The organism is Enterococcus sp. BWR-S5, assembly GCF_016745255.1.
In the GTDB taxonomy this organism is placed as follows: domain Bacteria; phylum Bacillota; class Bacilli; order Lactobacillales; family Enterococcaceae; genus Enterococcus_L.
Window position 1 is genome coordinate 141,985 of sequence record NZ_JADOEQ010000005.1, and the last position, 11,953, is coordinate 153,937.

Below are 11,953 nucleotides of genomic sequence, written 5' to 3' on the forward strand. Positions count from 1 at the left end.
CTGTAGCTTTTCAATGATTCTCTGATTATAATAAACAAAATAGCATAGGGGAGGTGACGCAAATGATTAGCGATGAACGCAGTAGAAAGGTCATAAACTATTTACTTGAACGTCCGATCCATAACATAGAAGAGCTGGAGCTGCAGACTAACCTTACAAGAAGACAGTTGGAATATTCATTGGATAAAATCAATGAATGGCTGACGGAGCATGGCGAGCAATCTCTTAAGGTAGAAAACAATCGAGTGGTGGTCTCCGAAAAAACAAGAGAACAATTCTTTGCTCAGCTTGAGAAAAAAGTTCCCACTAAAAATTATTGGATGAATAGTGAAGAACGAATCAAATACTTATTTTTGCTATTATTTTATTTTTACGATGATTACTTTTCTGTTAATCATTTTGTTGAAGTTTTCGGAGTTGGTAAGACAACAATTATCAACGACCTGAAAAAACTGAATGCTGAGCTGGAGCCGGAGAACATTGCTGTTGTTTACTCAAGAAAGAAGGGCTACCAACTCGTTGGTGAAGAGAGGAATATTCGCTATTATCTGATGAAGCTGATTCTTTGGGATTTTACTGCCCACCAATCAACATTTATTTATGATCTATTCATCGAAAAAAATGAGTTAATTGGTTTTCAGGAGACGAAGAAAGTGGTTGAAGAGATGCTGCAAAAATATCATATTACGTTTGTAGAAAATCGCTTAACAGAATTCATTTATACCTTTATCTTCTTGAAAAAACGTATCGATTCAGAGGTTCAAATCATCGGTAAACCGTATAAAACGACAGCAATGATTCCGATGAAGGAGTATCAATTTTCTGAAGAGCTGTTGAAAAACTATCAAATTTCCAGCCAATCAGCCATTCTCTATATCTGTTCTTGGATATTGGGCGTATCAATCGGAACGCCGGATAAAATGACGAAGGATTATGAAACAATCATGAATCTTGTAGAGCGGATTAGTCTACGTTTTGAAGCGTTATCCGGTATCCGTTTCTCTAATGAGGAAAAAGCTGTTCGACAACTCTATGCACATTTTCGCCCGGCCTATTATCGATTACTTTTCAAACTGCCGATTATCAACCCGCTACATGAAAAAATAAAAGAAGAGTACAGTGAACTCTATGATATTGTCGAAGAGGCTTTGAAGCCGATTGCGTCCCTTTTCAAAGAGCCAATACCTAAAGATGAAGTTGCCTTTTTGACGATGCATTTTGCTTCATTATGTTCGAATGCTGAGGACCGTCACTATTCTAAGAAAGTAGCTTTGGTTGTTTGTCCTAATGGGATAGGCAGTTCGTCAATTCTCTATACGGAGCTAAAAGCACTCTTCCCGGAACTATCGTTTATTGGACCTGTAGAGACCAACGAGGTAGAAAAACTGGGAGATTCGTATGATTTAATCTTTTCAACGGTTCCCAATGTTCGGCTGTTTTATACAAAAAAGCTGGTGTATGTAGTTAGTCCCATTATGAGTACCTCAGAGAAATATCGTTTGATTAGCGATGTATATACGCATATTGGAAACTTCAATTTTAAGATTCCTCGTGTCGATAAGCTGCTGTCTATTGTTGATAAATATACGACGATTGAGAACAGAGAGGGTCTGGAAAAAGAGTTAGCTGATTATTTAATCAAAGGAGAAGAGCAGCCAGTTGATATACCGGAAGAAGGACCGGAGCTGTATCGAATTACAGCTTCAGATATGATTCAAACCGGTGTGAAAGCAAGTGATTGGGAAGAAGCCATTCGTTTGTCTGCAGCTCCTTTGCTGAAAAATAAAAAGATTAATCGTGAGTACATCGAAACGATGATTCGAACTGCGAAGGAGGAAGGACCTTATATGGTCATCGCCAAGCATGTTGCACTTCCTCATGCTCGTCCGGAGGAAGGGGCATTGGATTTGGGAATTAGTATTACTGTATTGGACTATCCTATCAATTTTGGAAGTAAAGGGAATGATCCGGTAAAGTACATCTTTTGTCTGTCGGCACCGAAGAGCAATCGTCATTTGAACGCGATGGCTGAGCTGGTAAATCTGCTTGATGATCCTCAGTTTTACAAATTATTGGACACAAGTAAAGAACCGGCAGAAATTTATGCGTATATTTGTAACCAGTCAAAACCTTAGCGTGGGAGAAAGAGACATCAAAAACACCCTTGGCTTTCAAGTCGCCAAGGGTGTTTTTTACTGTTGCATTGTGTTTAAACATTCAATACGTAATTATTCAATGCTTCGGCAACGCCGTCTTTGTCATTTGTACCTAATAGAATATCGGCGGCTGATTTAATTGATTCAGTCGCATTGCCCATAGCCGCGCCGACTCCGGCTGCTTCAATCATGGATAAATCATTTTCATTATCACCGATGGCCATTGTTTCCTCAATTGGGATATTCAGGTGAGCAGCCAGTTTCTTTAAAGCTGCGCCTTTGCTGGCTTCTTTGTTTAGAATTTCATAGTAAAACTCAGTGCTTTTAACTGTTGTGTATTTTTCCTTGAAGCTCTCAGGAATTTTACTGATTGAAGCGTCCAATACTTCCGGATCATCAATCATCATCATTTTAATCACATTGATATCCGGTGTAATTTCTTCTACTGTACGATATCTAAGAGGCATGTCTACTAGGTAAGCCTCATGGACAGTGTATTTTCCGATGTCTCTGTTAAACGTATAGATGGAATGCTCATCGCTCATATGCAAATGACTGCCAACTTTTCTGGCCATCAGTTCAATTTCCATAAAATCGTCGTAGGAAAGGGTATACTGAGAAATAATTTCTTTTGATTTAGTCGCCTGAACCAATGAGCCGTTATAAGTAATGACGTAATCATTTTCTTTGTAAAGATCCAGCTCTTTGAGTAATGCTTCCACTCCCGGTAATGGTCGTCCTGTACATAAAACGATATAAATTCCTTGGTCATTTGCTTTTTTTACCGCTTCCTTCACACCTGGTGTCAGTGTGCGGTTTGAATCTAATAATGTTCCATCAATATCGATGGCTACTAGTTTAATTGCCATAGTGTCTAATTGCCTCCTGAACTTTTGGTAGTTATTGCTTGTCTATAATTGCGCCATTATGAATAAATGACTGAAATTCCCGATAGGTTTCTTCAAAAAGATCCAAATGCTGATCCTTAGCAGGCTGCAGCATTTCTTTTGGGAAATAAAAACGATGGTCGCCTTGTCCCTGTCCTGCGAGTGCAGCAACGAGCTGGCTGACCTTTGATAGTTCAACTAAGGTTCCGTCTTTTTGAATAATTTCTATTTGCGTGCGATGACTGTCCTTTTCAGGACGATAAAAATCATAAGGCAGATCATAGCTTGAATTGATAGCTGTGTAATATTTTGGATTGAAACCAACCTTCTCAATAAGCTCCTTCAGATGTTCAATAATCTTTTCATCTCCGACCTTTGAAAAAGTGGCTGATTTCAATGGTTTACGCATTAAAAATCGTTTAGTCAAATCTGTTAAGACAGAATCTCCCAGCTCACTCCACTGAGTAAAATACGTACTTAAAACACCATCATCAAGCTTTAGATACTCCTGTAATGTATAGCTCCCCTTGAAGAAGGGAACTAACAGTCTGGAATGGAGCAGGTAGTCTTCCGGTTGCTCTTCGTAAAGCTCTTTCGCACGATGTAAGAGATGGTCCAAAATAACCTCCATCCCTCTGGATACTGGATGGAAATAGACCTGTACATACATCTGATAGCGACTGACGATGTAATCCTCGACGGCATGCATCCCGTTCATCGTAAAGGCGATTCCGCCTTTATATGGGCGAATCACACGCAAGATACGTGTTAAGTCAAAGGTGCCATATTCTGTTCCTGTAAAATAAGCATCTCGCAGCAAATAATCCATCCGATCAGCATCAATCTGACTGGAAATCATTTGAACGACCTGAGGGTTTGGGTATTCCTTGGTGATTACGCTGGCAACTTTTTCCGGAAAATCGGCAGAAACCCGATTCAATATTTGGAAAACCTCTGTCTCCGGAGAGGTAATGATAGCGACCGTGAACTTTTCATGGTCAGTCTGGAAGATGTGCTCAAAGGTGTGGGAGTATGGTCCATGCCCCACATCATGCAGCAGCGCAGCACATAGTGCAACTAGCCGTTCCTCGTCGTTCCAACCATCTTCTCCCAGTTGTTCGGAAGAATAGTTGCGTTGAAAAATGTCACAAATGCGCCTGGTTATTTCGTAGACACCAAGTGAGTGGGAAAAACGACTGTGTTCTGCGCCGTGAAAGGTTAAAGAAGAAGTACCTAGCTGTTTAATTCTTCGAAGTCGTTGAAACTCTCCGGAATTAATCAAATCCAAAATCACTTGATGCTGTACATGGATATAGCTATGGACGGGATCGCGAAAAACTTTTTCGATTGGCAAATATTGGTTTTTATAAGAATAGGTCATTCTGATCCTCCTTTAACTGTTGATTTCGCTGAATCATTTTCTCCAGCTGTTTTTGATACTCTTGTTTTACATCAGGTGAGGAGAGCCACTTTGAAAAATCAAGCGTTTCGATGGTCTGCTTCCCGTCATCACAAAAAGCTGTTAACAGCTTTTCCTTTGTTTCTTCTATCGTTAACTGGTATTCCAACAGCTCTGCCAAGTTCTCCATGACAGATGGGTTAACTGCAGGATAGCCATCTGTTCCAAAATTCTCTCTTAAGCCTGCGTGATAGAACTCTTGGACCGTTTTTCCGCGTGCCTGTTGGTCACCGCTAATACTAAGGTAAGCCATCACTGCTAATCCGTTTCGAACTCTACGCTGGGCGATTCCAGCAAATTTCTTTCCATTGATGCTCAAATCGAAAGTACCGGGACAGTACGAGCTGCTTATTTCATACGCTTCGATTTTCTTTCCTGTCTGTTCAAACGCCTGTCGAATCCAATTCCACATAAAAATATAGCCTTCATCAATCGTAAACTTGTGATTGGAAGGCTGTGGCAAGATGAGTGAGACATTCAAGGTTCCTGTATCTGCAATGACGCCCAGTCCGCCTGAATTACGCACTACTGCATTGTAGTGGTTCTTTTCCAGTGAAGCCAGTGCATCTGCAAGGTGAGGAACACGAGTATCTTTCATGCCCAATATCATGGTTTGATCCAATTGCCAGAAATGCAAAATCGGTTGCTGTACCTGCTCGGAATAGGCAACTAATGTATCTGTGAGTGCAAACGGAATAAGGCTCTCGTCTGCTGACAAAATTTTCTGGTTTAACAGCAAGACAGCTTTTTCTGAATACAGCGGTCTGAAATCATTCATAAGGTTCATCGTCCTGCTTGCCTTTTGATACATATTCTTTGACTTCCTTGTTCATCTGCGAGTACTCATTCGTAAATCGAACGGGTTTGCTGATAAGCCTCATCGGCATTGAAGAAAGGAATTTACTAAAATCTTTTCGAGCTTCTTCTGATAAACGTCCCGGTTTGGAAATCAGACGTTCATATAAATAATGATAGAACTCTTTCATCGCATCAACATCGATGCTCATTTGGCTATGACATTCTTCACACTCAATACTTGAAATAACTTCGTTCATATATTGAATATCGTGAAGTGTCTCTTTTTGGCAATGCATACAAAATAACATTGCTTCCTCATCATGAAACAACATAGTTTCCACCCCCGTAATCTATTATAAACTATTTATAGCAAAAGTTACGTATGAAAACCGGAAAGTCTAAAGAAAGTTTTATTTTTTTTATAGATTCACAGGAAATGCTTTTTTAGGGTTGCAAGTATGGTAGGAATGTTATAAAATGTTTACATGACTGTTTACAAATGATTTTATGGAGAACAAATGTAAAGATGACTGACGTTTTTTGTTACTTTAACAAGTAGAAGTGTAGGGTGTTGGAGAAAGCAAAAGTTAAAATATTTCTATAATAAGTTCTGTAAAAGATAGTATGCTGGAAAGAGTGACCATTGTTTGTAGTATTACGGAAAAGAAGCGATTGTACAACTTCCATTTCTTTTACAAAATTTATATATGAATGGTGTAAAAAACAGCTGAATGAAAGAGTGTTATCAGCTTTTAGTTTACGAAATTCATATATTTCACTGAGAGAGGGCTAATGATTTTTTTCTGACGGATAGAGCGAGTGTAAAGCTTTAATAAGCCGTTCGTTTGGAAAAAGAAATTAGTTTCTCGACTAACATCAAGGACAATAAGAGAACGACTTACGTGTTTGCTTATTTCGAAGCTGGGAGTATCACCTGAGGATATCTGAGAATGCAGAAGAAGCTAATGGGATACAGCATAGTTGCGCTATGTGCAAGCGGAATAACGAACGATAGACAGACAGCTTTTTCGAGAGCAAGGTTTCTCGACGGCGTATGTCGCAATCTTATTGTCAGAGAATAAGGAGATAATTATGGTATATCTAATGGGTCAATCAGAGAATGCAGACATCTATTCTGTAAATGTTTTGGAAGCATATAAGGAAATGTGGGAGATACGTATCTTTGAAGAAGCGATTCAAACATTGTTTGATGAGGGAAAAATGTATGGCACGATGCACTTATGTATTGGTCAGGAAGCTACTGCAGTCGGCGGAGCAGGCATCTTAAGAGAAAGTGATTGGATGTTGTCTACACACCGTAACCATGGGCATGCGATTGCCAAGGGAACGGATCGTCGTGCAATGTTTGCAGAAATGCTTGGAAAGAAAACCGGAACAAATGGAGGAAAAGGCGGCAGTATGCATATTGCTGACCTTGAGGTAGGAAATCTCGGCTCCAACGGTATTGTCGGTGGAAACTTTCCTATTGCTGCCGGAGCTGCTCTAAGTGCGAAAATGAATCATACGGATCAAGTTGTTTTGTGTTATGCCGGAGATGGAGCAACGAATGAGGGGAGCTTTCACGAGGCATTGAACTTGGCTTCTATTTGGCAGCTTCCGGTTGTTTATCTGATTGAAAACAACCAATACGGTATGAGTAGTGCCATTGAACGCATGGTGAATATCGATCGTTTGGCAGAACGCGGCAAAAGCTATGGCATTGAAGGTGTAACGATTGATGGCAACGATGTGTTTGAAGTCAATCAGGCAGTGAGTGCAGCGGTAGAAAAGGCACGAAGAGGCGATGGACCTACATTGATAGAAGCAATTACTTATCGCTATAAGGGGCATTCGAAATCTGATAAATTGCTTTATCGTTCGGAAGAAGAATGCCACTATTGGATGGAAAATCACGACCCCATTTTACGTTTGGAACATTATATATTGAAAGAAAAATTGGCTGAAAAAGCTGTTTTAGAAGAAGTTGCTTTAGCTGTACAGCAGGAAACTGAGGCGATGATTCATTCTGTGCTAAATGATCCGGAGCCTACACCGGAAGAACTGTGGCTGGATGTTTATGCTGAAGGAGGCCGAAGCTGATGAGAGCAATCACTTATCTTGAAGCTGTGAATGAAGCATTAGATGAAGCCTTGCAAGATGATCCAAAGGTGTTTTTATTAGGTGAAGATATCGGTGTTTACGGCGGCGGCTTTGGAGCAACTCACGGCTTGCAGAAAAAATACGGGGCAGAACGAGTGAGAGAAACGCCCATTTCAGAAAGTGCAATTGCCGGTGTAGCTGTCGGAGCAGCCATGACTGGCATGCGCCCGATTATGGAGCTGCAGTTTTCTGATTTTATTACCGTAGCGATGGATCAGCTGGTGAATCAGGCAGCTAAAATCCATTATATGTATGGTGGAAAAGCCAATGTTCCAATGGTTATGCGGACTGCCGGCGGCTCAGGTACAGGAGCTGCAGCACAGCATTCACAAAGCCTGGAAAATTGGATGGCGCATATTCCGGGACTAAAGGTTGTTCAGCCGGCTAATGCCTATGATGCAAAAGGCTTGCTTCATGCAGCGATTGAGGATGAAAATCCAGTCATGTTCTATGAGCACAAGTTGCTTTATAAAACGGAAATGGATGTGCCTAAGGCAAAGTACACGATTCCATTAGGCAAAGCAGATATCAAACGCGAAGGTCAAGATGTGACAATCGTGGCAACGGGAATTATGGTAGAGAAGGCACTGAAGGCTGCTGAGCTTTTAGCGCAGGAGGGAATCAGCTTGGAAGTGGTTGACCCACGTACCTTGGTTCCGTTGGATAAGGAAACGATTTTTAGCTCTGCTGCCAAAACGAAAAGAGTTATTGTTGCAACAGAGGCTGTGAAGAACAGCGGGTTTAGTGCTGAATTAGCAGCTGTCATCGCTGAATCGGAAATCAGTCGGCAACTGCTTCATCCAATCGTTCGTTTAGGTGGAGAATTTGTTCCAATGCCAGCTCAGCGACTTCTTGAAGAAATGGCAACACCGCAAATTGAAACGATTGTTCAGGCAGCCAAACAATTATTGAAAGAGGGATAACATGAGAATCAGTGAGAATCGTCGGAAATTATTGAAGGTTGTAACCCTTTATTATGATGCTGGGCTGACACAGGCTGAAATTGCCAGAAAAATGTCTATTTCCCGTCCGGTGATTTCCAAAATGCTGCAACAGGCAAAAGAGGAAGGAATCGTAAAGATATCCATTCACGATGATTCTGCTTATGCGGTCAAGCTCAGCCTTGAGCTGGCTGACCGTTATCAACTTGAGGATGTAATCATTGTTCCGGACAATGATTACAGTCCTGAATTGAAAATAAAGAGAAAGGTCAGTGAAGCGGCTGCCGATTATCTGGGAAGTATCCTGGAACCGGAAATGTCGATTGGCCTATCTTGGGGCACAACCTTGGCAGATGTGATTGACGCACTGCCATTTTATTCGTTTCCGATGATTGACGTCTGTCCGTTAGTCGGGGGAGTGTCAAGTGAGCATCTTTATTATGACACCAACCATTTAGCCTTCCGTCTATCTGAAAAACTGAATTGCCGCTGTCAATACGCTTATTTTCCTGCATTGGCTGAAAGTACTGAGCTTGCGGATGTATTGAACCAGAGCAATATGCTGCAGACAGCAATGGATCATGCGATGAAGGTTGATTTGGCGATTATAGGTGTAGGAAATCCGACAAAGCATTCAACGTGGCATGAGCTGGGTTATTTTGATGAGCAGAATATGTTGGATATTAAGCAGGACGATATCAAAGGTGATGGTGTAGCGTCATTGTTTGACAAAAATGGCGAAACGGTGAACAATACTATTAGCAGACGCATGCTGGGAATAAAGGTTGAAGATTTGGCGGAAATTCCTCAAGTCATGGTTATCGGCAGTGGGAAAGAAAAAGCGGAAAGCATCCATCCATTGTTAATCGGTAACTATTGTTCAATTCTTGTCACTGACCAAATGGCGGCAGAAGCATTGCTGGCAATGTGAGTACATACAAAGAGCGCGCGTAATTGTGAAAGCTTGAAATCCAATACAAAGTACACTACAATATATCAGTACAAAAACACTTCACTATAGAGTGTTTGGTCTACTGATAGAACGAGAAGACTGCTATTTGTAGAAATGAAAAACATAGATGAGAAGAAACCTAGAGTGCTGACCTAGTTTCTTCGTTAGTTAAAAGGAGGCTCATCAAGATGGATTTAACACAAGGAACAGATATTTCAATTCAATTGAAAACAGAAGTAACACAAGGTGGAGAAAAAAAGGATTTCTTTTTTGACTTAACAGGTCAGATTGTAAAGATTGGAGATACCCTTTATATTCGCTATAAAGAAGAGCTGGAAGATGGAAAAGAAACACCAGTAACCATTAAGGTTGAGCCGGATGGGAAAATCCAGCTAATCCGCTCCGGTGAACTGCGGATGCGTTTGAAATTCGGTTATCGTGAACGACTGGATACTACCTATCGAACACCGTATGGACTCTTTGAAATTACAACATACACCCATAATTTGAGATTTAGTCTGAAGGATCAGCCTATATCAGGGTCAATTGTGATCGATTACGATTTGTACTCTCAAAGTGAAAGAGTTGGGGAATACCATCTAGAGTTAGAATTTACTGCGTAATTGTGAAAGAATCAATTGCTTTTTTGAGTGTGATTTTGTATGATAAAGTGTAGACTGTGAAAGGACGTGTACTACTTGGAAATTAATGTATTTGAAGGATTGAACAAGAACGAATTATCCATGATTGAAGTTGCCCACGCAATTTTAGAACAAAAAGGTGATGTCATGGATTTCTCAGACTTGGTAAATGAGATCCAAAACTATCTTGGAACGTCTGATGGCAACATCCGCGATTCTTTAGCGCAATTTTATACTGACCTGAATATCGATGGAAGTTTCATCTCTTTGGGGGACAATCAGTGGGGCCTTCGTTCATGGTATCCAATCGATTCGATCGATGAAGAAGTAACACATGGCCTTGATGAGGATGAAGATGATACACCACGTCGTAGAAAGCGTAAGAAAGTCAATGCGTTCATCATGGATACAAATGATGAAGATGTCATTGATTACAATGATGATGATCCGGAGGATGCAGAATTAACTGCAGATGAGGATGAAGACATCTACGATGATGAAGAAGATGATGAAGATGAAGAAATCAAAGCATATAACAGTGATCTGCAGGAAATCGGTGCAGATGAAGATGAAGAAGACGATGAGCTGGAAGAGTTGACAATCATCGATGACGATGAGGTAGACAGCGACTTTGACGATGAGGAAGAGGAAGAAGAAGAGTACGATTCTGAAGAAGAATAGTTCGTTTGATTCGACTTTTTATTTCTTAAGAGACAAACAGTGAAATCAATTGGAACTGTGGCGAGTCAGTCGTCACAGTTCTTTTTATGTCCGATTTTTTTAGAGAAATATTTCTTTCGAAAGGTAATCAATCAGCAATGGAGTAACTTATTTCCCAAAAATTGATGAGAAACAGTTGATTTTTCTTATTTATACTATATAATTTCTTATAAAGAAAGGATGAGGGCGATGGCAGAAGCAAAACCTTATGGAACAGTGCTAATCAAAGCAGCGAAAATTATGGATTATCTATCAGAGCATCCCAACCGTTCTCTACAGGAAATTGCAACTAGTATTGGGATGACGGCATCAACAACAATTAAAATCCTTGATACCCTTGTATTGATTGGCTATGTTCAAAAAAATGAAGATAAAAGCTATCGTTTGGGCTCTAAACTGATTCGATATGCCAATAAAAGGCTGGAACAATTGGATTTGGCAGAGATTACTTATCCTTATTTGGAGAGACTTCAACAAACGATTGATGAAACAATCCATTTGGGTATACTGAATGATAATGAAATATTATATATCAATAAGCTGGAACCGAAGCATCAAACGATTAGGATGTCTTCAAAGGTTGGGATTACTCGACCTCTATACAGCTCTGCGATGGGGAAGGCGGTACTGGCGAAATTTTCTCAACCAGAGTTTGAAGCATATTTGGAAAGTCATGTATTGACTCCTTACACCGAAAATACCATTACGAATCCTTTGAGATTGGCAAAAGAGCTGGATGAAATCCGGCAGACTTGTGTCGCCTTTGATGATGAAGAGATGGAGATGGATATTTTTTGTATCGGTGCCTCTCTTGAAAGTGAAAACCAGATTATCGGTGCATTTAGTGTCAGCATGCCAAAGTATCGCTTGAATGAGAAGACGAAGGAGCTAATTATCCAAGCCGTGCTAAAAACAAAGGAAGAGCTGGAACAGATTTTGATGGCAAAATAGAAAACAGAAGGAATGAGAGAATCGCAAGCAGCGCTTCTCTTTTTTTGTATGTAAAGAAATTAGTAAGTTTGTAATTTCAATGATATCAAGAGATAGAGCGGGAATAATTGGAAGAATGTCTAGCTGAACGAGCCCGTTCGGCGTTTCTAATGTAAAGTCGATTTAGCTCAAAAGATACAGCCTTTTTGAGAAACGACAGAATGAAGAGAGTTAAAAGTTTTAGGAAGCTTTCGATAGATTTATCATTAAAAAACGTTTGCATTTTCTGTTTTTGTATGTATAATGAAA

The 11,953-nt window shown here is 40.3% G+C and carries 11 protein-coding genes; 7 read left to right on the forward strand and 4 right to left on the reverse strand.

The window, feature by feature from the left end; translation table 11 throughout:
* Positions 1-62 precede the first annotated feature (62 nt).
* Positions 63-2,135 (forward strand): BglG family transcription antiterminator, encoded by a 2,073-nt coding sequence (locus tag IW510_RS08330; protein WP_236674666.1) that lies wholly within the window; start codon positions 63-65, stop codon positions 2,133-2,135.
* Between the two features lie 74 nt (positions 2,136-2,209).
* On the opposite strand, the gene yidA is transcribed toward IW510_RS08330, so the two are convergent.
* The 4 genes from yidA to IW510_RS08350 are packed head-to-tail and all read right to left on the reverse strand — an operon-like array spanning position 2,210 to position 5,632.
* Positions 2,210-3,025, reverse strand: coding sequence for a sugar-phosphatase (gene yidA, locus IW510_RS08335; protein WP_202058510.1), 816 nt, complete (start codon positions 3,023-3,025; stop codon positions 2,210-2,212).
* Positions 3,026-3,056: 31 nt separating this feature from the next.
* Complete coding sequence (locus tag IW510_RS08340; RefSeq protein ID WP_202058512.1) at positions 3,057-4,424, reverse strand: HD domain-containing protein; 1,368 nt, start codon at positions 4,422-4,424, stop codon at positions 3,057-3,059.
* Positions 4,408-5,280, reverse strand: a complete 873-nt coding sequence (locus IW510_RS08345) for a lipoate--protein ligase family protein (RefSeq protein WP_202058514.1) — start codon at positions 5,278-5,280, stop codon at positions 4,408-4,410. The genes IW510_RS08340 and IW510_RS08345 overlap by 17 nt, the downstream gene beginning before the upstream one ends.
* Positions 5,273-5,632, reverse strand: a complete 360-nt coding sequence (locus tag IW510_RS08350; protein WP_202058516.1) for a hypothetical protein — start codon at positions 5,630-5,632, stop codon at positions 5,273-5,275. The genes IW510_RS08345 and IW510_RS08350 overlap by 8 nt, the downstream gene beginning before the upstream one ends.
* Before the next feature lie 760 nt (positions 5,633-6,392).
* Between IW510_RS08350 and IW510_RS08355 the strand changes: the two genes are divergently transcribed.
* The 6 genes from IW510_RS08355 (at position 6,393) to IW510_RS08380 (ending at position 11,665) form a co-directional block, all read left to right on the forward strand.
* On the forward strand, positions 6,393-7,400 hold the full coding sequence (locus tag IW510_RS08355) for a thiamine pyrophosphate-dependent dehydrogenase E1 component subunit alpha (protein ID WP_236674667.1): 1,008 nt from the start codon (positions 6,393-6,395) through the stop codon (positions 7,398-7,400).
* Entirely contained in the window at positions 7,400-8,383 is a 984-nt protein-coding gene (locus IW510_RS08360; protein WP_202058518.1) for an alpha-ketoacid dehydrogenase subunit beta, read from the forward strand. The genes IW510_RS08355 and IW510_RS08360 overlap by 1 nt, the downstream gene beginning before the upstream one ends.
* A 1-nt stretch (position 8,384) precedes the next feature.
* Entirely contained in the window at positions 8,385-9,332 is a 948-nt protein-coding gene (locus IW510_RS08365; RefSeq protein WP_202058520.1) for a sugar-binding transcriptional regulator, read from the forward strand.
* A gap of 209 nt (positions 9,333-9,541) precedes the next feature.
* Positions 9,542-9,976: a DUF1934 domain-containing protein gene (locus IW510_RS08370; protein ID WP_202058522.1), complete on the forward strand. Its 435-nt coding sequence runs from the start codon at positions 9,542-9,544 to the stop codon at positions 9,974-9,976.
* Positions 9,977-10,051: 75 nt separating this feature from the next.
* Positions 10,052-10,675, forward strand: a complete 624-nt coding sequence (rpoE, locus tag IW510_RS08375) for a DNA-directed RNA polymerase subunit delta (protein ID WP_236674668.1) — start codon at positions 10,052-10,054, stop codon at positions 10,673-10,675.
* A 228-nt stretch (positions 10,676-10,903) separates the two neighbouring features.
* The gene (locus tag IW510_RS08380) at positions 10,904-11,665 is read left to right on the forward strand and encodes an IclR family transcriptional regulator (protein WP_202058526.1); all 762 of its coding nucleotides are present in this window, start codon (positions 10,904-10,906) and stop codon (positions 11,663-11,665) included.
* Positions 11,666-11,953 lie beyond the last annotated feature (288 nt).

What these genes read in the sequence shown, in the direction of transcription:
- IW510_RS08330 (WP_236674666.1), top strand. Translation starts at nt 63, where the DNA reads ATGATTAGCGATGAACGCAGTAGAAAGGTCATAAACTATTTACTTGAA.
- IW510_RS08380 (WP_202058526.1), top strand. Translation starts at nt 10,904, where the DNA reads ATGGCAGAAGCAAAACCTTATGGAACAGTGCTAATCAAAGCAGCGAAA.
- yidA (WP_202058510.1), bottom strand. Translation starts at nt 3,025, where the DNA reads ATGGCAATTAAACTAGTAGCCATCGATATTGATGGAACATTATTAGAT.
- IW510_RS08360 (WP_202058518.1), top strand. Translation starts at nt 7,400, where the DNA reads ATGAGAGCAATCACTTATCTTGAAGCTGTGAATGAAGCATTAGATGAA.
- IW510_RS08340 (WP_202058512.1), bottom strand. Translation starts at nt 4,424, where the DNA reads ATGACCTATTCTTATAAAAACCAATATTTGCCAATCGAAAAAGTTTTT.
- IW510_RS08345 (WP_202058514.1), bottom strand. Translation starts at nt 5,280, where the DNA reads ATGAATGATTTCAGACCGCTGTATTCAGAAAAAGCTGTCTTGCTGTTA.
- IW510_RS08350 (WP_202058516.1), bottom strand. Translation starts at nt 5,632, where the DNA reads ATGTTGTTTCATGATGAGGAAGCAATGTTATTTTGTATGCATTGCCAA.
- IW510_RS08365 (WP_202058520.1), top strand. Translation starts at nt 8,385, where the DNA reads ATGAGAATCAGTGAGAATCGTCGGAAATTATTGAAGGTTGTAACCCTT.
- IW510_RS08370 (WP_202058522.1), top strand. Translation starts at nt 9,542, where the DNA reads ATGGATTTAACACAAGGAACAGATATTTCAATTCAATTGAAAACAGAA.
- IW510_RS08355 (WP_236674667.1), top strand. Translation starts at nt 6,393, where the DNA reads ATGGTATATCTAATGGGTCAATCAGAGAATGCAGACATCTATTCTGTA.